This is a genomic window from Pseudobdellovibrio exovorus JSS (assembly GCF_000348725.1).
GTDB lineage: Bacteria > Bdellovibrionota > Bdellovibrionia > Bdellovibrionales > Bdellovibrionaceae > Pseudobdellovibrio > Pseudobdellovibrio exovorus.
In genome coordinates this window covers 1,534,714-1,556,064 of sequence record NC_020813.1, presented here as the reverse complement: position 1 = coordinate 1,556,064, position 21,351 = coordinate 1,534,714, and the positions used below count along the sequence as shown (strand labels likewise).

Genomic DNA, 21,351 nt, shown 5'->3' with positions numbered 1-21,351 from the left:
TAATGTGCATCATGTGCATATAGGCTGCAATGGAAAAGCCTAATCTGTAGGCGGATAAAAAGCCAAATGGCCTATATCAGGTCTGAGTTTCGGACGAAAAAGACGGGGGTATTTATTTCAGGGGAATAAACTGGGGAGGCATTCCCATAGCAGCAGCTTGGACCTTGAATTTATAAGCGGCCGTACTTCCAGATTGAACTTTGTACCCATCTAAAAAGCTCAGAAAAAAGCGAGCTTTGTCTTGAAAGCTTTGGGCGGCTTTAAGATCTAAAGACAGATCGTAGGCCCCAATAACCGGCACAATTTGTCCCTGCATGTTTTGAAAACTAAGATTTAAACTTCCTGTGACGTCTCCGTAAAACTCATCTTGAGCTGTCCCTAATTTTCCAGACTCAATCTGGAATTTTCCATTGGCTAGGCGGCCTTTGAGTTCAATACGTGCCAATTTAAGTTCAGGAAGACTGAGTTGTCCGAAGTCCTGCAAAGATACACTTGTTGTTGGTAACTCAAATTTAGAGATTAGCAAATTCAGATCCATTTCAGGCTGTTCGCCCATGGTCAAATCGGCAATGGCATGGGATTCGATATTCAACTGTCCTTTGATCGGCAGACTGATATTCGCCACTTCGCGGGCATCTTTTAAATTGATATTTTGTGCTGATAAATGGATTTCAGATTTTTCTGCTCCACCATTTGAATTGGCAGGTTTTAACGAGACTTCAACATTTCCTTTAAGGAATCCCTTAGCTGTTAAAGTGCCACCGGGTTTTCGTGCGAGCAGGGCCGCGATAGAGGGCTGAACTTGCACCTCATCACTTGTGAGTGCTGAAAGCTGGCGAGTTTCAACATAGACATTTTCTAAAGATAATGAAACCGGAACAGGATTTAAAGACATTTTATCAAACTGTAAGAAAACTTGATTCTGTGTTTGTTTGGATACCTGAGACGACACAAGATCATTTAAATCACTTAAAGGAAATAGGACGACAAGAAATACAATGGTTAAGCTCAGGGTAAATAGAATCTTCCATTTATGAGAGAATAAAAATCTAAAAAAAATGACGATTGAATTCATCATCGATCATTTCCTTGGTTACGTCTATTGCCACCAGCAGGAGCCTCGGCTGGTTCTTCCAATGAAGGTTGGGGAACATTTAAAGAGTATAACTTATAAGTGACATCATAATAGCGCGTATCTTGAGTGTGGGCTGTGATCGCTAGATCCTTCATTTTAACACTTTCTGATATGGCGACTAAGGAAGCTCCGATATCAGTGATTTGTTTTAAATTGAGCTTTGCTAATTTAACTTCAAAAACGGCAGCAACAAGATTATTGGGAATCAGTCGTCCCTCAGGAGCCGCCGCGCTGACGCCAAGTTTTTGTTCAGGTAAAAGCTCGGCACGACCGACAATAGATTCAATCGAAAGTTTTAACGTATCAGCTGGAGGTGGAACTGCGATATTAGGCGTCGAAGAAGCTTCGCGATAAGTTCTAAATAGATCGCGGATCAGATCACGCTTTTCTTGGAAAGAGGCTAAAGTTTGTTGGGTTACACTGAATTGAGTCAGCGGATAATAAACCAATACAAAGACGAGCAGTAAAGATCCAAGAACAAGAGCTAATTTTTGTCCAGAAGGGGAAAGGCTGTCGTAGCGATCTTGTGCCTGTTGATATGCAGGACTTTCTTGAATCTGTTGTCCAACTTTAGACGCTGAAGCTTTTAGTTGTTCTTTTAGATTGTCTAATTGGCTCATTTATTCAATCCTCGATCAGCTTTAAAAGACAGGTTGAAAGCAGTGCGGTTTGCAACCGGAGTCAGGTTAGCAGTTTGGCTACTGACGACTCCATCTACAGATAAAGATTTTAAACTATCACTCAATAAAGAAATTTCACGCGGTGAATTGGCGTAGCCAGTCAGTTGAACAAAATCATCTTTTACTTGAAAGGTCATGATGTCCACATTGACTTGATTTCTTTGAGGCGCACTTTCACTAACACGCTTTAAAATATCAAGGGCCGAGTTAACTTGAGCCACCTGAGCTACAAGTTTCAAATCGGTAGCTTTCTTTTTATTTTCACGAATGTAACGTTTAACGCCAGCTTCGTTGGCTTGGCGATTGGGAAGCTTAGCCACTGTTCGCGCTTGAGATCTAACGGCCTCTTCGCCTTTATCATTTAAAGCGACAGAAAAGTTATCGCGTAAAGTCGTCCACGTGAAAAGAACAATTAAAAAAGCTAAGGCAACTTGAGCGACAGTTCCCCACTCTTGCCACAACGCTTTCATTTTATCATTTTGTTTTGCAAACTCACCCTTAAGTAAGTTTGTTGCAGGATTGCGAGGCTTTTTGAAAGCTTCTAGTGCGATGGCAACGGCTGTGGTAAAGCGCGCTTCGATTTGCTGAAACTGTTGAGGTGAAGATGCCGAGTGGATACTGCTGCTGTAAGGTTGCAGTAACTGAATAGGGTTGCACGCGACTTCAAGATGCTGCGTGAGGAACCCACCCAAGTTCGGCATCATGCTGGTTCCGCCAGTGAAGTGGAGTGCCGTGATGTCGGCGTTAAACTCACTTTGTAGCTCAATCAAAGTCATCTGCACATCACGAGTTAAATCCCGTAGACTCAGTGTTAGAACGCTTGAAATTTCAGACTGTTCATAACTGGCATTTTCGGTGTTGAGTAAAATAGCCGCTTGTGTGTGCAGAACATGTAAAGCTTCAACATAAGAGATACTTTGTTTGCGGATAATATCTTGGACTAATTGCTCAGCACCCCACCAAAGGCTACGAGTAAAGATCAGACGATTATTTTCGTAGGCTGTAAAAAGCGTTCTTTTGTGACCAATGTTAAGAACCACTTGCAGGCGTTTTTTTGGAGCGTGTGTTTCATCTAAAGTTAGATTTTGTGCGTTTGCAGGTGGTGGATTCTGCCAGTCTTCAACTAAATTCGCAAAAGCGATGCCTTCAACTGTGATCGCATGTAGCTCTATTCCAAAGTTTGCAGCTAATGAGATTAATTTTTCAACATGGGTTTTAGGGATAGCTGTCGCCAAAATATCGGAAGTGGGACCCATCGTGTGGATGACTTTAGAGTCAAAAACACACGAGTCCGTATCGAAAGGAATTTCTTCTTCCATTTCAAATGAAAGACTTTTTTGAATTTTTAAACGATCTGAAAAGGGAAACGATTTGTAACGAGTGGTAACTTGATCTTGGCGTACAGCCATGACCCAACGTGCTTGTGAATAATCACCACTGGCGATAAAGCTGCGTACGAATTCAATAACTTCTAATTCTTTATCTGAAGGGCTGACATTTTGGCTCAGTTGTTTTTCTTGGATTTGATGGATAGAGACGGTCTTTTTGTTTTGGATCAGCTCAACAATTTTGACTGAATACTCGCCGATATCAAGACCAATTGATCTCATGCTGTCCCTTCCTTGGTGTCCATCTATAGAAACGTAATCTTTATGTTTCTAGTTCTCTGTCCAGTATACGACACGCGGAGGCCCTTTGGGAAGTGGTTCTTGCTTCGCCCCTGCAGACGAAGGTCCAGTTGAGGCGCTATCGCCAGATGGCGGTGGAGCGGCTTCTCCGGACTCTTCTTTTTCTTTGGTTACAGAAGTTTTGATCTGCTGAGCGGCCTGATTGATGTCCATGACAACGGCGGTAATCGTATTTTGTAATGCGAACTTTCCAGAGCCATAGATTCCAGTAGATTTGATGCGAAAGTTGAAGACTTTATCGCATACCATTGGAATCTGGTTGAATTCCTGCGATAGACGAGCGCCACGGCTCTCTACAAACTCACGGAAACTAGTACGGCAGGCATCACCTTCACCAGTGAAGGGGCCGCCAAGATCGGCATTAGTTCTGCGTTCAACAGCCTCTTTGATCGCCTCATCTGTCATGCCCGCATCGAGTGAAAGTAAGACATCATAGCTGGCTGTATTGGGGTTGATAGCTTTCATTCCATAGATCGTAACTCGAGGTTCTAGCAGATTATAAAAAGTTTCGGTCATACCGGGAACAAGGCGAAGTTCAGCAATAGTGCGGAACCCTCGGTTCGGAGGATAGTTGGCACCCAATGAGGTAAACTCTGCGCGTTTATCACTGCGACCAGAAGCGCTGGTGGCTGAATCACTTGTCCAATCTACGATATTATTTACTAAATCATCGAAGCGAGTGCTTTGGTATTCGCGTCTAAAATCATTGTCGTTGGTCATCTTTTGTTCAAAGACATTGAGTAACTGTTGTTTCGTCATGTCTCGTAACTTCTTTGATGGCGACGTCAGATCATTCAAATCTATTTTTGATCCCTCATCTTCGATGGTATGAGTGTAGCTGACATCATTTAGTAAAGAGTCCGCAGCCAATTGCTCCATAGTGCCTTTATCCACTGTATTGAGTTCGGGCGGGATGGGCAGTGGCCATGCAAACGGGAACTGCCAAATTTGATCTAATTGGCTCGAAAAACCAGCTGGTAATTGTAAAGAGCTGGCTTGTTGAAAAATTTTGATTCTCAGAAGCGCAATCTGCATTCCATTGCGAGCGGCATAGTAAGACTTGATGCGATTTAGTTCTTGTGAGTTCACAATATATTCAACAGCCGAATCTCGCGTTACTTCGGAGGCAATGTAGACAAGAAACATCAGGGCCGTCATCGCCATAATAAGAGCAATACCACTTCTGCGACGAGTGCCGCGTAAAGGATTGTATACAAGTCGCTTCTTGAAGGTAGAGAGGTTATTGTTCAAAACCATCTCCTGTATCTGGAAGCATATTTCCTGAAGAGTTTCCTGTGTTGGCCGATGTTCCCGTGCGGGCCGGAGGATTATTGGGGAAGTGCAGTGGAATCACCAGTTGCATAGAAAAAGTTCTTTGTTTTTTATCTATTTCGCGTTCTATAGACAAAGAAACTTCCACAGCGTCGGGAAACTTACCGCGAGTACCAGCGTCAGGGCTGTTTGGTGCTGAACTCCATGTGCTGACCCAATCCTGCTTTCCTTCGCCGATGTAACGCATTTTAAATTCAGTCACATTTTCAAGCATGACCATATCGTTTCCACCTGTTTTAACATCGTCGTCCAAAATATTTTGTGTGCGGCGGTAGAGGCAAGGGCTGGATGTTCCGGTACTCAGATTGTTGCAATTCTTAACAGAGTAACCCACTTCGATAAAGTCTGCCTGTAATGTGCTGGATGACAATCGACCTGTATTCATAGTGACAAAATCTAATTGCGTATCGGCTCCTACGAATTGAGTTGTGGGATCTTCTCGTTTTGTTTGTCGCTGGGGCTGATTCGTAGCTTGCTGACCTGCGGGTGGCGTTGGTGGAACACCGGGGGCTGCGGGATTTTGCCGCTGTGTTGTTGCGGGTTTATTCGCTAGATCATTAATTTCTTTTTCAAAATCACGATGATGAAAGGCCATATTGATATCGGTGCGAATCATACGGATAGCATCTCTGAGGGCTGAGACATCATCAACCTCAGCTTGAATTTTTGTTCGTGATTTAAGAGCGCGGCTAATAGCCTGAGTTGTGAGGATACTTAAGGAAGCTAAAATTGTAACGGCTAAGATAACCTCAAGTAAGGTAAAACCACTTTGCGAGCGCAACTGAACAGATGGCTTCATTGGGTTGCTCCAGCGCCTGGAATTGGCAGCGGGCGATCGTAATCAACCATATAGATCGTGACATCGGCAGTCAGCGGCTTGCGTCCTTCGTTATACGTCACACTGATATTCACTTCTTTAACGGATTTGGATAAGTGATCAGTAAACGTTTTCATGATCTCGATCATAGAAGAATTAACTTCTCCGTCCTGTGCTGCTAAAGCAGCAGATAAGTCGGGGACTTCCAGTTTTCTAGATTTAAGTTTCCAAGAGTACTGGGCTAAGTCACTTCCAAAGTTGTCTTCTTTTTCCTCGGGGATAGATTCAAGAGATTTGTTTTTATATTCTCGTTCGATCTCGGCCACTTTTCTTTCCAAAAGAGCCGCTAGCTGCACCTGCGCTTGTGTTTTTACAAGCCGACTGTAAGTTCCGCTCCAAGAATTTACCAAAATAAATAAACCCGAAGCCATGACGGCCATAGCCAGCACGACTTCTATTAAGGTGAAGCCGCGAGTTTTTTTTGAAGAGGAACACTGTTGAAGTCTCACAGTGTAATGATAGCCTTATTTTTTATTATCTGGCGAGATCTTTTAGGGTTTTTGCCTCAGGAATAACATCTGCTTTGCCTGTGAGAGGATTGTAAACCACGGTCCAAATATTTGCTTTAGGATCTTCAATTTGCAGAGCACTGGTTTCGATTAAACCCTGAGGAAAGAAGTGAATATATCCCATGCCTTCGGTCACGATGATATCTAAAGTGCCACTTTCAATCTGTCTGAATTTGTAGCCATCCGGCAGAACTTGTTTTTTCTTAAATATACTGGTGTCAGCTTGAAATACAGGTGGAGGTGGTGCTTCGTCTGAGGCTCCTGATGAAGAGTCCTTTTGTTGGCGTTCAATTTCGGCCTTATCTAACAAGATTGGCTTGGAAGCCTTTTCAACCCACCATGTCTGTTCTTTTTCATTGAAGTCGACGGCAATGCGATAAGTGACGTTGCCTAGTTTGGCGCGGCTTTTGAGATCACGTCCTGCAATGATAAAATCTCGCAGGACTTTTCTGGTATCTGCTTGGCGATCAAGAAGGCGGGGAGCAGCTAGCGCGACAATAGAGCCGATGATCACCAGAACAACGGCTATCTCTAAAAGAGAAAATCCCCTTTGATTATTCACCTTCTTGGTTGGCTACTGAGCTTTCTGAGTAAATATCTTTGTCAGGACCTGAACCACCATCTTTTTTATTCTTACCCAAGCTATAAAGATTGTAGCCATTATCCAAAGCTTCATATTGGAAGTCAGAGCCCCATGCATCTTTCATAAGATTTTGACTGGCTTTATTACTTGTCCAATTACGGCAGCTTGTTGAGTCTTCAACTAAAAAATTCAAGTCAGAAGGAAGTTTTCCTCCACAATCCGCTTGATATTGATTGAGCTTATTTTCGATTTCTCCTAATTTGATGCGGGTATTACGAATATTCGCATTATCTTGTCCTTCAACGATTTTCGGTAAAATCAAAGCCATAATACCACCGATGATTACAAGAACGATCATAATCTCTGCTAACGAGAAACCTTTATTATTAAGTCGACGATTTTGAGTTGATGATTTTGTCATTATCTATGTCTCCTGAAGTATTAGTATCGGTTTAATTTAACCTAATTTTGAGGTGAGTTCAAACATTGGCACAATGATCGAGATAACAATGATGAAAACTACGGCTCCGATTAGAAGTGTCATAATGGGATTCAATAAACTTGTGATTGATTCTACTTTGGCTTTAACCTGAAAGTCATAGGCATCTGCAACTAGGGTTAGCATATTTTCGAGCTCACCGGTTTTTTCACCAATATTGACCATGTGAACAACAAGTGGGGGAAATAACCCCGACTTTTTAAGAGGTCCAGCGATGGATTCTCCTTCTGAGATATTTCCACGTGCTTCATCCACAGCTAAAGCAATTTGATGGTTATCAACCACATTGCGCACGATATCCATAGCATTGAGCATGGGGACACCACCGGCCAGTAGAGTAGCCAGAGTACGAGTAAAACGTGAAATGGCTACCATTTGCACGATGTCTCCGAACAGGGGGACTTTCAAAGAAAGAGCATCCCAAGTTTTACGTCCTTCCCGTGAGTTTTTCCAATTTAAAAATAACAACACACTGATGATCAGGAAGCCTGCGATAATATACCAGTAAGCAACAAAGATCTCACTGATGTCAGCCACAACCTGTGTGTACCATGGCAGGGTGATATCAGGAAACGACTCGAACAAAACTAAAATTTGCGGAATCACGGTTGTGAAAAGACCAAAAATAACCAACGTGATGACAACCAACATGATAATTGGATAGGTCATAGCTGAGCTGAGTTTTTGGCGGAGCTCTGCTTGGGCCTCTGTGAACTCAGCAAGTCTTAATAAAATAACATCAAGAGTTCCTGACATTTCACCAGCTTCAGCCATGGAAACGTAAATGTTGTTAAAAATCTGTGGATACTTCGCTAGGGACTTATGAAGTGATTGTCCCTCGTTCACCATATTTTTACAGTCAGCGACAGCTTCAGAAAGAACAGGGTTTTCAACCTGCTCAGATACAGCGGTCAAGGCATCAACCAAAGGTATATTGGCTTTGATCAATGTTGCCAATTGGCGTGTCATCAAAGAAAGATCTTTTACGGGAACAGAGCCTGAGCGTATTTTTATCGCGGATTTTTTTTGTGAAGCCGCTTTCTTTTTATCGGTAATCGAGACAACGAAAATGCCATCTTTTTTTAGTTTTTGTCTGGCCGCACGCAAGTTTTCGGAATCAACAATCCCTTTGGTGTTTTTTCCGTCGCGAGTGATCCCTTTATATTCAAAAATAGGCATGGATTAACTATATATCCATTTGTGTATTAGACACAAGTTCTTCGATTGTAGTGATGCCAGCCAGAACCTTTTGTACGCCGTGGTCACGGAAGGTTTTCATGCCATTGGCAACGGCCTGTCTTTTTATCGTGTTGCCATCTTTTCTTTGCATGATCAAAGAGCGGATATCATCTGATACAGTTAAAATCTCAGCGATAACGGTTCGGCCAATATATCCTTTTTGGCCACACTGGTCGCATCCCTTTGGTTTGCAGATATTAGCTCCCGCAGCTTGTTCGCGGGTAATTCCTAATGTCTGTAAGTCAAAATCAGTAGGGATATGAGTGGTTTTACAGTGCGGACATAGAACGCGTACAAGACGCTGTGCTAAAACACCCAAGATAGAAGTTGCGATCAGAAACGGCTCGCAGCCGATATCCATCATACGGGGAAAGGCACCTGCGGCATCGTTCGCATGGATTGTTGAAAGCACTAAGTGACCTGTTAAAGATGAGTTGATAGCTAACTCGGCTGTTTCTAAGTCACGAATCTCACCCACCATGATGATGTCTGGATCTTGACGAAGAAAGGATCTTAACCCCGCAGCAAAAGTAAGTCCAATTTTAGCATTTACCTGTACTTGTCCCACTCCATGGATACGTTGCTCGACAGGATCTTCTACTGTGAGGATATTGATGTCGGGCTTATTCAGCTTACCTAAGCATCCATAAAGAGTAGTGGACTTACCAGAACCTGTTGGCCCTGTAACAATTAGAATTCCATAAGTACGATTGATTAAATCATCTAGAATACGAAGAGTTTCTTCCGAGAAACCACTTTGTGATAATTCACGAACTTGCGTGGATTTATCCTGTAGACGCATCACGAGGCGCTCACCGAATGTTGTCGGAACGGAAGATAGACGAATATCAATATCTTTTCCGCCCACTTTTAATGGAATACGACCATCTTGAGGTAGACGTTTTTCGGCGATATTCAAATTAGCCATAACTTTGATACGTGATGTGATGGCATTTTGTAATTTTTTAGGTGGTTTAAAAATATCGTAAAGAATACCATCGGTACGATAACGAACGACCATATCTTTTTCGTAGGGCTCAATATGGATATCAGAAGCTTTTTCTTTTACAGCACGGAAAAGTAAAGAGTTCACCAGTTTGATAACTGGGGCATCATCTTCACCAGCTTCAAGTAAGTCGATGATAGGATCATCAAGATCCATGTCGTCTTCTTCGATTTCATCCAGTCCGCTAAGTGCTGAGGTGTTTTTCTCGTACACGCGATTGATCGCATCTTGAACTCGTTGAGCTGTTGTCACCAACGGGCGCACGCGTTTACCGAAAATAACACGTAGATCATCCAAAGATTTTGTGTTCACTGGATTCGATGTCAGGGCAATCACAGAGTCACCCTCGTCACGATAGGGCAGAACACCTTGGGTTTTTGCGTAATTGATCGGGATATTGCGAATCAGGTCCACCGAGATATCATTGACAGGGATGTCTTTGATAAACTCCATCCCGAGCTCTTTGCAGAGGTCGGCAACAAGGTCATCGGCTGTACTGTAATCTTTAGACGCTAGAACTTGCCCAACACTGGCTGATTGCGATGAAGCTGAGTTTTTTAAAACAGCCTTCACTTGCTCGGAAGAAAGTGAAGTCGCTTTAGATAAAACATTAGAAACGTCAAGTTGGGCCATGGATCTAATTATCCTCTATTCTAGATTCATTTCAAGGTCTTCAAGAGGTGGAGCATCATTATTACCACGGGCGTTTTGTTTTAGGATTTGATCCATAGTCGATCCATATGGATCTTCTCCGCCTTGTTGTTTAATGAAGTTTAATCTTTCTTGAGCTTTAAAATTTAAAAGAGCTTGTTGGTCCGCCGCACTACGGATGATTTTAGGGGTCAAGAACACAACCATATTTACTTTGCTGCGTTGGATATCTTTACCTTTAAATAACCAGCCTACGATTGGAAGGTCACCTAATAGAGGCACTTTCAGTGTACTTTCAGTTTCCTCATCGCGGATCAATCCACCGATAACAGCTGTGTCGCCATTGTTCACATTAACGTTTGTTTTGATCGAACGGGTGGCCATAGATTGTGCGCGCCCTACGAACTGAGTCGGAACTTTACCTTGAATCAACTGCTTCACATTCTGAGTAAACTCCATACGGATACTATCAGAATTAGGGCTGATGAAAGGTTTGATCGACATCTTGATAGTCGCATCGTCAAATGTTGGTTCCTCAAGAGAGGCAGAACCATTTGTTCCAGGAACAACTCTTGACCCGACGATAACGCGATCACCGACTTCGATGTCCGCTTGCTGAGAGTCCATCGCTGTGATTTGTGGAGTCGAAAGGATATTGGTTTTTCCGAAACTCTTAATGAATTTCAAGAAAGCCACTAAACTTGGAATAGTCAAAGTCGAAGCAGATCCAGAGCCAGCAAGGGGATTGCTCACGGTGATTGGACCTTCAGAGAAAGCCAAAACTGCACTGCCGGCTCCGCCAAGTGGATTCAAGATAGAGGTAAGATCGCTTTCGCTACCGACGAATCCAGATTTACCACCAGATTCATTGAACTTAACAACTCCACCGCTTGCTTTGAAGCCATCAGACAAGCTCATCTCCATAATAATGGCTTGTACGTAAACTTGATCGCGTGGGATATCTAGTTTTTGCAAGATACCAAGAACCTGATCGTAGTCAGGCTTGCTTGCCGAAATAACTAAAGAGTTTGTATTTTTATCGGCCTTAATAGAAACGTCTCCACCAAAAATACCAGCCACAGTTGCTGCCTGTCCTTGAGGAGCTAATCCAAGTCCTAAGCCAGGAGTAGCACCCGAGCCTTGCTGCTGACGGGGACCAGAGTCTTTTGCAACTTGTTGAAGTGTTTCCGCAATTTTCTCGGCTTCGCCATGTTTAACGTAATAAACATACACGCCACCTTGATCTTCGGCCTTCACTTTGAAATCTAACTGAGCAATCAGGCGTTTAACGCGATCAATACCTGCTTTATTTCCAACTACAACAAGAGAGTTCGTTCTGTCTTCTGGGAAAACCATGAAGTAGTTTGCACCTTGTTTGCTGCTAGTGGCTGCTTGTGCTGTATTAGCTACGCCGAAGCGGGGAACGCCAGCCGCAAATCCGCCGCCAGGAACGCTGGATTGACGATTCTGACCCTTATTCACAACCTTATCAATAAGTTCCGCAATGTCTTTAGCTTTTGCGTATTTAATCCCAACAACTTCTAACTGATCTTCAAAGCCTGGAACATCAAGCTGATTGATGATTTTCATCACGCGATCAATGTTGGCACCGAAGTCAGAAATGATAAGGGAATTCGTTTGAGGAAATGTTGCAAACTCACCATAACTTGAAGCTAGTAGGCGAAGATCTTTTTGTACTGTCTCTGCTGAAATGTGTTTCAAGTGCACGATTTTTGTGATCATTTGATCTGAGTTTGGATAGTAAGTTCCAGAGTACGTGTCGATATTATCACGCTGTGCTGATCGTGCATTACGGATTTTAAGAAATCCACCGCTTGGTACCACTGTAAAACCATTGATAGCTAAAGCCGACAAGAAAGCTTTATAAGCTTCAGCTACTGTAATTTTACTTGGAGCCATAATGGTAATTTTACCACGCACAGTCGAGTCGATGATAAAGTTTTTCCCTGTTAACTCACTGATGGCTTTAATAACGTCGGTAATCTCAACGTTAGGGAAGTCGAAAGATTCGATTGTCTCTGGGAAGTTTTCAGAAGTGATGTCCTCTGGATTAGAGCGAGCAAATTTATTGCGTTGGTTATCGTTTAAAACACCAGATTTATTATTAGAGGATTTAATAACAGTTTCGTTTGTAGGTGAAGACGTCGGCACACCGAATGCTGGTGGGGGACTGAAAGAATCTGCTGGTGGAATGCCACCGCCTTGATCTAACACCATAGGATCGTCGAACTGAGCATGTGTATTCAGAGTGAATAGTAGCGAAGTCGCCATCACAGTTGAAACAATTCTTTTTTGAAAGGTCATTCCTAAACCTCTTTCCTTAAAACATTATTTAATGTCGTAAGTGAACGTGTCTGATTTACCGCCGCGCTCAACTTGTAATTTAACTTGATTCCCATTTTTTAGCGCATTGTAAAGCTCCATCGCTTTTTGTACGCTGTTCACAGGTTCGCCATTAACTCCTTTAATGACGTCCATGCGCTGAAGACCAAGTTGCTCATAAATACTTCCAGGTTGCATATCAAGTAGTCTAAAGCCATTGATTTCGCCCGTATTAGGGTCGCGATTCGGTACGGCGCGAGCTTGCATTAAGACACTTGATAGATCATTCGTATATTTTAAAAGACTAGCGCGACTGATCGAGAAGCTGTTGTCACCGGTAGTGACGACTTCTTTGCTGCCAGAGCGTGGAGCTTCAGCTTTTGAAGCATCGAAAGCAACTTTATTAGCGCCCTTATTCATTTCGATATATTCCAAAAGACCATTATTGCTGTTACGGATGTAGATGATATTTCGTTCAACTTTTTCTAGACGAGCCAAGCCTTCAATATCAGAACCCACAGGATACGAGCCAGAAGTGTTTTTACTTTTTATTTCCAAAGCAGCAATAGATCGGGCTGGATCTGAATGCACTAAAGTTCCAATAACATTAATAGGTAATTGCGATGGAACCGGCGCGTTGTCTTTGCGGGTTTCAGTTTTTGCGGAAGTGATAGCGTCTGGCATAACTCCGCTAGAAGAGAAAAGATTGCGATTTGGAATAACTGTGAACTGACTGCGATCTACGAAAGCAGGCGGTTTTAGTGGTGCAATTTTTTGAGGAGGAGCTTGATCGGGAATCATGCGATCGCGGAAATAGATAATAGTAAGGTCAGCGATAGCGAACGCTACAAAAACAAGTAGGGCAAAAATGGCTACTTTAGAAACCTTTGAGTTGTCGGTCTTAGCTGATTTTCCTAGTTTCATCTTCTTTTAAAGGTTATCAAACAGTCTTAGGTCAAGTGTAGTAACAATGTATATTGGGCTAAAATCTGGACCGCTTCTAAGTCGAATCTAGACCAAGGACTATTTCTTAATTTTCTTATTTGAAAGGGTAGAAAAACGGGATAAAAGTCTGCTAGTCTTAAGGGTAGATGAGTAATAAGTTGGCCATGACGGTCATATACTTCACGGATGGAGCACTCATAGAAGATTTGCAAATACGCAAATCGTTATTACGTATTCCTGAAGTCCTTCAGTGTCTTCGTGAAAATCAGTCAGAGTTTTTGAATAGTGATTTGTACATCGCAATGATGGATCAAAGAGTTTTTAATCAATTGAATTATCATCAAAAAGCACGTTTAAAACAGTTACTGCAAAATTCTTTATATGAACGTTGGTTGAAACAGGGGATAGAGCCTGACTTGATTGTTCGTCGTAAAGACTATGCGGATTTCTCTCAGTTAAAAGAGATGTTTTCGCGTTTAGCGACATTGGATAATTTAAAAGTGGTCACCATCGGGCCGGGCTTTGATGAGTTAGAAGCTTATCTGCGCATGATGAAATTAGAATCTAATCCATTGTCTGATATGATTTCTCAGGACCCTAAATTGGGTTGGTTCTGGGAAGATGTGAAAAGCAGCATTCAACTTCACAGCTAAACTGCCCCCTTATCCCGTTGCTCTACTAAGACCAAATTGCGTCCACTTCCTGCATTATCTTGTCTTTATGACAATCAAATGCCCAAAATGTAAAGACTCTATCCGTAATGCGAACCAACTATCTAAATCCATCCGAAAATTCGGATCTTTCTATAGGATATCCGATCGTAAGAAAGTGCAGCGCTTCTATTGCAAGCTTTGTAAGTTGCACTTTTCTGTTGCCACCTTGTCGCACAGCTATCGCCAAAAGAAACGTCATATTAATCATAAAGTCGTAAGACAGTTAGTTTCTGGAACGTCTTTAAGAGAATGTGCGCGGCTTATGAAAATTAATCGAAAGACTGTCGTTCGAAAATTTCTTTTTATGGCGGACAGGGCTAAAATCAAACTAGAGGTTTTGAATAGACAAAAATCATTAATAACGGATTTACAATTCGATGACCTTGAAACCTTTGAACACACAAAGTGTAAACCTCTTTCAGTCACTATAGCTGTCGAGAATCATTCAAGATGGATTGTGGGCTATGAAATATCTCAGATGCCTGCAAAAGGGCTTTTATCGCAGATTTCACTTAGAAAGTACGGGCCACGTGAAGATAAGAGAGCTTTTGCAAGGAAGAAGTTATTTGCACGTATTCATAAAAATATAGCCAAAGGCGCTCTGATTAAATCAGATATGAATCCACATTATATTGCTGATGTAAGTAAGTTTTTTCCTGAAAGCGTTCATTTACGCTATAAAGGAAGACTGGGGCGAGAGATTGGTCAAGGCGAGCTCAAAGTGGGAGGATTTGATCCGCTTTTTAGTTTAAATCATACATTTGCGATGATTAGATATCGAGTAAGTAGATTAATCCGAAAAACGTGGAATACGACTAAGAAGATGCAGAGGCTTGATTCTCATCTTGCCTTAATGGTTCTGCATCATAATTTAAGTTTGAAGTGCTGAGCCTTTTCTTGGGGTTTTCAACAGGCTAAGGGGTCAATTTAGAACCAAATGAAGTCGAGCCATGCTGGCGTCGTATTCAGCAAACTCAACTCCGGCAAAAATTCGCGATCATGGGTCTCGATGGAATAAAGACCATAGGGAATTTCAGAGTAGATGCTGCCTTTGGGTGGGCGTCTTTTATAGTCTGTTGTTTCGTAGGCGTACATTAAAAATTCATTCTGCGATGATGTTTTGTAACACATATGAATAAGCGCATTAAAAACTTCTGGGTGCGAGGACAGTAAAAAATGAAGAAGTCTAAAGCTTAAGGCCTCTTGTTTTTGACTGCGCGAGAAGGGGCGGGTTAGGCGTCGTCCGAAACCTAGAAATTGTGCGACTTTTAAAAATTGTCTTAAATTGTGCGACTGTGGGCTGTAATCCTGAGGCAAGTAGTCCTGTAAAAGACTAGAGCTGATGGGGTGCGCGCAACCTACGATATTATTGTTGGAATCGAAAGCAATCAGGAATTGATTCCAAGAGTATATTAATGAGGTGTCGATATATTTCGCTACATCTTCAATCAGCTCTTTAGGTGCGAAATCGGTGCGTTTGCAATTCGCTTGAATGTATTCAATAAGTTTCTTTTTGTCAGAAGTTTGGTAAGCGCGAACTAGGATGTTTTTATTGGGAGGATTCAGAAGCGGATAGAAACCATGAATCGAAGCGAGGTTGTAGGAGCGTGATAGCGAGTACTGCGGCTGATGAGCGCGCTTAAGCTTTGGACGAATGAAGGCATTCATTGCTTGGGTTTCGGTCTGATTGATAGAGGTTATAAACCCATCGCAGTGCTCGGTTTCGCGTAATTGCTCTAATATAGGATGGAAGAATTTCAGCCATGACATAATCACTTTTCGATTAGATGAGATTCTAAGATCGCAGGCTTGTGCGAGTTTTAAAGTCCGTGTTTGAAAATTTAAATGTCTAAAGACGAAGCTGGCTGTACCCACAACTTCATCACCATCTTTAATAATATAAGATTTGTAGGGGAGTCCTAGTCGCTGATAAAACGAAAAAAAATGCTGTTCACGTTGTATCTTGATGGCGATTTCGCCCAGAATAGGAATAGAAGTGAAAAACTCTCCGAGCTTTTGGGAATCTTCGCGTGTGGCCTCTTTAAGAACTAAACCTGCTTTAGACATTTTCTTTTTTCCAGATGATTTCGGTTTGTCCGTGTTTGAAATTGACCCATCGGGACCATGTGAAAAGCAGGTCACTTAGGCGATTCAGATAAATCAAAACTTTTTCATAGTGTTGTTCTGCTAGCAGGATTTCACTGCTGCGTCTTTCGGCTCTTCGGCAAGAGGTTCTACAGATATGCAAAAAGGCTGCGCTTTGACTTCCGCCGGGAAGAATAAAATTCTTTAAAGCAGGAAGTGGTTCGGTGTAATGATCTACCCATTTTTCTAACTGAGTGATGTGAGTGTCGGTGATTTGCGGAAGTTTTGCGAATACATCGGCGCTAGCTGTCGCCAATAAAGAGCCAACAGAAAACAGTTGGCTTTGAATGACTTCAATATGTTCAGCAATTTCATGTACAGATGAGTCTTCGTTTAGAAGGTAGTTCTTTGTGACACCTAAAGCAGAGTTGAGTTCATCTACACATCCATAGGCCTCTACGCGCGGATTGAATTTTTCAACGCACGAGCCATCGACTAGTTTTGTCGTTCCTTTATCTCCTGTTTTTGTGTAGATTTTCATATAGATATTCCAATAGAGGTTTAAAGATGAGTCAAACTATTCCGTTTTTTATCTCGATTCCGCATTCAGGTGAGCGCGTTCCTGAGCAGACTCCATGGTTGAAAACTCTGCCTGAAGAGATTCTGATGGCCGATGTAGATCGCTATGTGGATTTACTTTACAAGCCGACTTTAGAGTCTTTGCAAATTCCTTCGCAGATGACGGATTGGCATCGCTATGCCGTTGATCTTAATCGTATTCCTACAGATGTGGATGCCTCTTCTGTTGTGGGGGCTCCGAAGCCGGCTGGCACACACGCGGATGGTTATCACTGGGTGATGACGAAAAATGAAGTGCAATTGATGCCGGCTCCGATGAGTGAAAAAATACATGAAGAGTTAACTGAACTTATTTATGAACCTTTTCATGCAGGAGTACGAAATCACTACGATTTCTTTAAAAAAAATGGACACCCTAATGTGTTCCATATCGACGCTCATTCGATGCCTTCGTTGGGAACAAGAATGCATCGAGATCCAGGTGAAACGCGTGCTGATATTGTGATCAGTGATTGCTTGGGGAAAAGTTGCCATCCTAAGTTTCGTGATTTGGTGATTGCAGCTTATGCAACTGCTGGCTTCAAAGTAGGCTATAACTGGCCGTATATGGGAGGCCGCGTTACTGAGCAGTACGGGCACCCTCAAGTTGGTCAACATGCAATTCAGGTCGAGCTAAATCGGGCACTCTACATGGACGAGCGTACTAAGCAGTTGTTGCCTCAACATCAGGAAGTGCGTAACAAATTGTTGCAGGCAATTGCTTATGTGAAGTCAGAGCTTCACAAAATTAATTTAACAGAGTAGCTTGCCCTTTAAATGGTTTTTAAAAATAAGATCGTTAACAGATTCTGGAGATTTTCTAGCTCGTTCCAGTTAGGAATTCCGATTATGGCAGTCATTGCCGGCTTGATTGCGTGGGGAACCATCGTAGAAGCGCAATATGATGCCTATGCAGCTAAAAAATTAGTTTATGATGGCTGGGTAATGTGGACGGTGATGGCATTACTTGTCTACAATCTTACGATTGTTGTCATCGATCGTTGGCCTTGGAAGTTACGCCACTATCCTTTTATTACTGTGCATGCAGGACTCATTATTTTAATTATGGGTGGCTATGTGACGTACAAGTATGGGCTCGATGGGCAGATGGTCGTGAACATCAATTCTAAGAACAATATGGTCTCTGTGCCTCAGACAGACCTTGTTCTTTACGCCACCTTTGATGGTGATCGCTATTCTAAAATCATCGACAGAGAAGTGGATTTCTTTTTACATCCACCCACCGAAGACAAACCTTACATCTTAGATTTAGGTGAAGATCGTATCGTTATTGCAGATTATGCTAAGTATGCTCGGTTACAAAATAAAGTAAAAGCTACGCAGGATAATGGGGCAGGCTCATCTATCCGCTTTCAATTGATGAATGCAGTTGTTAAACAAGTAGAGCAGATCACGCAGGCGAAGAAAGATCGTTTGGCGAGTTACAATCTAGGGCCTGCAAAAATTCACTTGGGCAGTGTTCCTGAAAAAAGAGAACCTCAGAATGAAGCTTATCTAACTCCAGTTAATGATGAAAAAGTGCAATACACCGTTTTTCATAAAGATTTAGCGAAACCGTATAAAACGGGACAGATGAAAATTGGTGATGTGGTCGAGACAGGTTGGATGGGGTTGGAATTACGTCTTTTGGATTACTTGCCTCGTGCGATTGAGGACTACGAGGTGATTCGAAGCGAAAGACCATCTCCGCTGACTACTGCGGCTGTTAAAATCATACATAAAGATATCGAAAAATGGCTGGCTTTGAATGATATCGTAAAGCTATTTGGTGAAAACAGTGCTTACTTACTCAGTTACCAGAATCGTCGATTGCCATTGGGTTTTGATTTGCATTTAAAAAACTTTGAAATCCAAAGATACCAAGGCACGATGCGTGCCATGGAGTACGCAAGTCATGTCGAAGCGTTGAACTCGGATGGCTTAAGCGCAGAGGTTACGATCTCAATGAATGAGCCGCTGAAATTCATGGGCTATACGATCTATCAGGCCAGCTACCAAGAGGATGAAGTGACGGGTGAGCCGATTTCTTCGGTTTTTTCGATCAATCGTGATCCAGGCCGTTGGCTCAAGTATTTAGGCTCTTTAGTTTTCTCACTTGGGACTGTTTGGTTATTTTATCAACGACGTAAAAAGGCGACAGCAGCATGAAAAAGATATTCTTTTTGACACTTCTTTTTTCTCAATTAGTTTTTGCCAGTGTTGGCGAGCAGATTCGCTACTTGCCAGTGCAAGATTCTGGGCGTGTAAAACCATTTGATACCTTTGCAAAAGAAACATTGGAATTGGTTTATGGTAAAAAAACATACAAACCAAAAGAAGGTGCAAAATCAGTTGAGGCTTATTGGGTTGTGTTGACGTGGATGTTGTCTCCTGAAAGTTGGGTGAATCGTCCTCTATTTGAAGTGAAACACCATGAAGTTTTGGAAAAACTAAAGTTACCAATAGATAAAAAGCATTTTACTGGTGATGAAGTCTTTAAATCAGAAAATTTTTCAAGCTTAATGCAAGAGCTGCAAAACAAGCGTGATACTAAAGAAAAATTAACGCCGTATTATCAAGCGATTCAAAGAATTGAAAACCAGTTCTTCGTTTTTCGCGAGATGGCTTCGGGAAGACTTCTAAAAGTGTATCCAGTTAATGAACAAGATGCATGGTTATCTGTGACCGAGTTGCCTCAAGATATCCAGCCAGCATTCCTAGATGTCAGCAAGAATATCGCTTCCTATTTGGGGCTCACAGCAGATCCAGAAGCCACATCGGATCAAATTAAATCGGCTGCAGAAAAGTTAGATGAATCAGTTCTTCACTTTGAAGAGTTAGCAAGACAAAGCTCTCCTGAAAAATACAAACAAGCCGGCAAAGTTAAAACGGAAGTGCAATATAATGATATTCATCCATTTAGATGGGCGTATATTTTCTATTTAATGGCCTCATTGGTGTTGATCTTTATTTGGATTCGCAATTTAGATTCAGGCATGCCACTAGCGTGGACGTTAGTGATTATCGGATTCGTCATTCAAACAGTGGGTTTTGGTTTCCGTGTTTATCTTGCCGAAAGACCGCCGGTCACCAATATGTACGAGACGGTGGTGTGGGCCTCATGGGGAGTAATCTTGTTCGCTATGGTTTTAGAGGCGATGTACAAATATAAAATCTTACTTCTTGGTGGAAGTTTGATGGGATTATTTGCACTTATTGTTGCAGATACAGCTCCGGCAGTTCTGGATCCTAGCCTGCAACCTTTAGAGGCAGTCCTGCGTAGTAACTACTGGCTTATTGTTCATGTGATGACGATCACGATCTCTTACGCGGCCTTCTTGCTGGCTTTTGGTTTGGGTGATTTGGGATTGTTGTATTACACCCTTGATGACAAAAAATACGCAGATAAGATTCAAAAAATCACAACTGGTGTTTATCGCTCGATGCAAATTGGAGTCGCTTTCCTAGCTCCAGGGATTATTTTGGGTGGTATTTGGGCAGATTATTCTTGGGGTAGATTTTGGGGTTGGGACCCTAAGGAAACTTGGGCTTTGATCGCGCTTTTGGGTTACATAATAGTGCTACATGCTCGTTTAGTTGGCTGGTTGAAAAATTTTGGAATGCTAGCTTCCGGAGTGATCACGTTCAGTCTTGTAATTATGGCGTGGTACGGAGTGAATTTTGTACTTGGCGCGGGGCTTCATTCGTACGGATTTGGAGCGGGTGGAGTGGAGTATGTCTCTGTATTTGTGGGACTGCATTTCTTGTTTGTTGCCTACTCTTACGTCATCTCTGCTAATCGAAAATCAATTGATAAAAAAGCTACGTGACATTTTGCAAAAATTTGATTTAACTCTATAGAATCAAAGAAGAAAAAAGGATGTGTATGCAACTTCGTTTTCTGCAACAATTGTTGGGCGGGATCGTATTGATCTCGACGGTGGTATTTGTGTCGGGTTGTCTTTGGCAATCTCCGGACGCTGAACAAAGAGTTAGTAAAAGCATCGGTTACAATGCAGGCTATGCTCCTGAACAACCATTGCCTTTCAGCCATGAACTACACGTGGGTCAACACAAGATCCAATGTCAGTACTGTCATAACCAAGTGGAGTTCTCTAGAGCGTCTAACATTCCTTCGTTAGCTACGTGTATGAACTGTCACCAACAAGTTGCGACTGATAAAGAACCAATTCGCCAATTACGTGATGCTTACTCTGAAGGTAAGTCTATTGAGTGGGTTCGTGTTCACATGTTGCCGGACCACGTTCAATTCAATCACCAAGCTCACATTCGCAGTGGTGTAAACTGTCAGACATGTCATGGTCCTATCGAGACAATGGCTAAGGTTTATCAGTATTCAGATTTGTCTATGGGCTGGTGTGTGAACTGTCACCGTCAACCAGAAAACAAAGCTCCACTTAACTGTACAACGTGTCACCACTAAAGAG

General features: G+C 42.3%; 20 protein-coding genes. 6 read left to right on the top strand and 14 right to left on the bottom strand.

Features of this window, described 5'->3' with window-relative positions; all coding sequences use genetic code 11:
- Positions 1-112 precede the first annotated feature (112 nt).
- The 12 genes from gspN to gspC are packed head-to-tail and all read right to left on the bottom strand — an operon-like array spanning position 113 to position 13,466.
- Positions 113-1,078: a type II secretion system protein GspN gene (gene gspN, locus A11Q_RS07680; protein ID WP_015470237.1), complete on the bottom strand. Its 966-nt coding sequence runs from the start codon at positions 1,076-1,078 to the stop codon at positions 113-115.
- Entirely contained in the window at positions 1,075-1,755 is a 681-nt protein-coding gene (locus A11Q_RS07675; RefSeq protein WP_015470236.1) for a hypothetical protein, read from the bottom strand. The genes gspN and A11Q_RS07675 overlap by 4 nt, the downstream gene beginning before the upstream one ends.
- Entirely contained in the window at positions 1,752-3,425 is a 1,674-nt protein-coding gene (gene pilM / locus A11Q_RS07670) for a pilus assembly protein PilM (protein WP_015470235.1), read from the bottom strand. The genes A11Q_RS07675 and pilM overlap by 4 nt, the downstream gene beginning before the upstream one ends.
- 48 nt (positions 3,426-3,473) lie before the next feature.
- Positions 3,474-4,754, bottom strand: coding sequence for a type II secretion system minor pseudopilin (locus tag A11Q_RS07665; protein WP_015470234.1), 1,281 nt, complete (start codon positions 4,752-4,754; stop codon positions 3,474-3,476).
- Positions 4,744-5,634: a type II secretion system protein GspJ gene (locus tag A11Q_RS07660; protein ID WP_015470233.1), complete on the bottom strand. Its 891-nt coding sequence runs from the start codon at positions 5,632-5,634 to the stop codon at positions 4,744-4,746. Before A11Q_RS07660 ends, A11Q_RS07665 begins: the two co-directional genes overlap by 11 nt.
- Positions 5,631-6,161, bottom strand: coding sequence for a type II secretion system protein (locus tag A11Q_RS07655; RefSeq protein ID WP_015470232.1), 531 nt, complete (start codon positions 6,159-6,161; stop codon positions 5,631-5,633). Before A11Q_RS07655 ends, A11Q_RS07660 begins: the two co-directional genes overlap by 4 nt.
- 25 nt (positions 6,162-6,186) lie before the next feature.
- Positions 6,187-6,783, bottom strand: coding sequence for a type II secretion system protein (locus A11Q_RS07650; RefSeq protein ID WP_015470231.1), 597 nt, complete (start codon positions 6,781-6,783; stop codon positions 6,187-6,189).
- The gene (locus A11Q_RS07645; protein WP_015470230.1) at positions 6,776-7,225 is read right to left on the bottom strand and encodes a type II secretion system protein GspG; all 450 of its coding nucleotides are present in this window, start codon (positions 7,223-7,225) and stop codon (positions 6,776-6,778) included. The genes A11Q_RS07650 and A11Q_RS07645 overlap by 8 nt, the downstream gene beginning before the upstream one ends.
- 36 nt (positions 7,226-7,261) lie before the next feature.
- Complete coding sequence (locus A11Q_RS07640; RefSeq protein WP_015470229.1) at positions 7,262-8,482, bottom strand: type II secretion system F family protein; 1,221 nt, start codon at positions 8,480-8,482, stop codon at positions 7,262-7,264.
- Between the two features lie 7 nt (positions 8,483-8,489).
- On the bottom strand, positions 8,490-10,181 hold the full coding sequence (gene gspE / locus A11Q_RS07635; RefSeq protein WP_015470228.1) for a type II secretion system ATPase GspE: 1,692 nt from the start codon (positions 10,179-10,181) through the stop codon (positions 8,490-8,492).
- Positions 10,182-10,196: 15 nt separating this feature from the next.
- Positions 10,197-12,524, bottom strand: coding sequence for a type II secretion system secretin GspD (gene gspD / locus A11Q_RS07630; protein WP_015470227.1), 2,328 nt, complete (start codon positions 12,522-12,524; stop codon positions 10,197-10,199).
- Between the two features lie 24 nt (positions 12,525-12,548).
- Complete coding sequence (gene gspC, locus A11Q_RS07625) at positions 12,549-13,466, bottom strand: type II secretion system protein GspC (protein ID WP_015470226.1); 918 nt, start codon at positions 13,464-13,466, stop codon at positions 12,549-12,551.
- A 167-nt stretch (positions 13,467-13,633) separates the two neighbouring features.
- Between gspC and A11Q_RS07620 the strand changes: the two genes are divergently transcribed.
- Positions 13,634-14,140 (top strand): hypothetical protein, encoded by a 507-nt coding sequence (locus A11Q_RS07620; protein WP_015470225.1) that lies wholly within the window; start codon positions 13,634-13,636, stop codon positions 14,138-14,140.
- A gap of 322 nt (positions 14,141-14,462) precedes the next feature.
- Positions 14,463-15,089 (top strand): hypothetical protein, encoded by a 627-nt coding sequence (locus A11Q_RS07615; RefSeq protein WP_235044585.1) that lies wholly within the window; start codon positions 14,463-14,465, stop codon positions 15,087-15,089.
- Positions 15,090-15,127: 38 nt separating this feature from the next.
- Here the strand turns inward: A11Q_RS07615 and A11Q_RS07610 are convergent, their stop codons facing one another.
- A complete protein-coding gene (locus A11Q_RS07610; protein ID WP_015470223.1) occupies positions 15,128-16,267 on the bottom strand; it encodes a hypothetical protein in 1,140 nt (379 codons plus the stop codon).
- Positions 16,260-16,826: a cob(I)yrinic acid a,c-diamide adenosyltransferase gene (locus tag A11Q_RS07605; protein WP_015470222.1), complete on the bottom strand. Its 567-nt coding sequence runs from the start codon at positions 16,824-16,826 to the stop codon at positions 16,260-16,262. The genes A11Q_RS07610 and A11Q_RS07605 overlap by 8 nt, the downstream gene beginning before the upstream one ends.
- Positions 16,827-16,852: 26 nt before the next feature.
- Between A11Q_RS07605 and A11Q_RS07600 the strand changes: the two genes are divergently transcribed.
- From A11Q_RS07600 to A11Q_RS07585, 4 genes are all read left to right on the top strand, one after another.
- Positions 16,853-17,668, top strand: coding sequence for an N-formylglutamate amidohydrolase (locus A11Q_RS07600; protein WP_015470221.1), 816 nt, complete (start codon positions 16,853-16,855; stop codon positions 17,666-17,668).
- An 84-nt stretch (positions 17,669-17,752) separates the two neighbouring features.
- Positions 17,753-19,072, top strand: coding sequence for a cytochrome c biogenesis ResB family protein (locus A11Q_RS07595; protein ID WP_015470220.1), 1,320 nt, complete (start codon positions 17,753-17,755; stop codon positions 19,070-19,072).
- A complete protein-coding gene (locus A11Q_RS07590) occupies positions 19,069-20,733 on the top strand; it encodes a cytochrome c biogenesis protein (protein ID WP_015470219.1) in 1,665 nt (554 codons plus the stop codon). The genes A11Q_RS07595 and A11Q_RS07590 overlap by 4 nt, the downstream gene beginning before the upstream one ends.
- 56 nt (positions 20,734-20,789) lie before the next feature.
- Entirely contained in the window at positions 20,790-21,347 is a 558-nt protein-coding gene (locus tag A11Q_RS07585; RefSeq protein ID WP_015470218.1) for a cytochrome c3 family protein, read from the top strand.
- Positions 21,348-21,351: the final 4 nt, after the last annotated feature.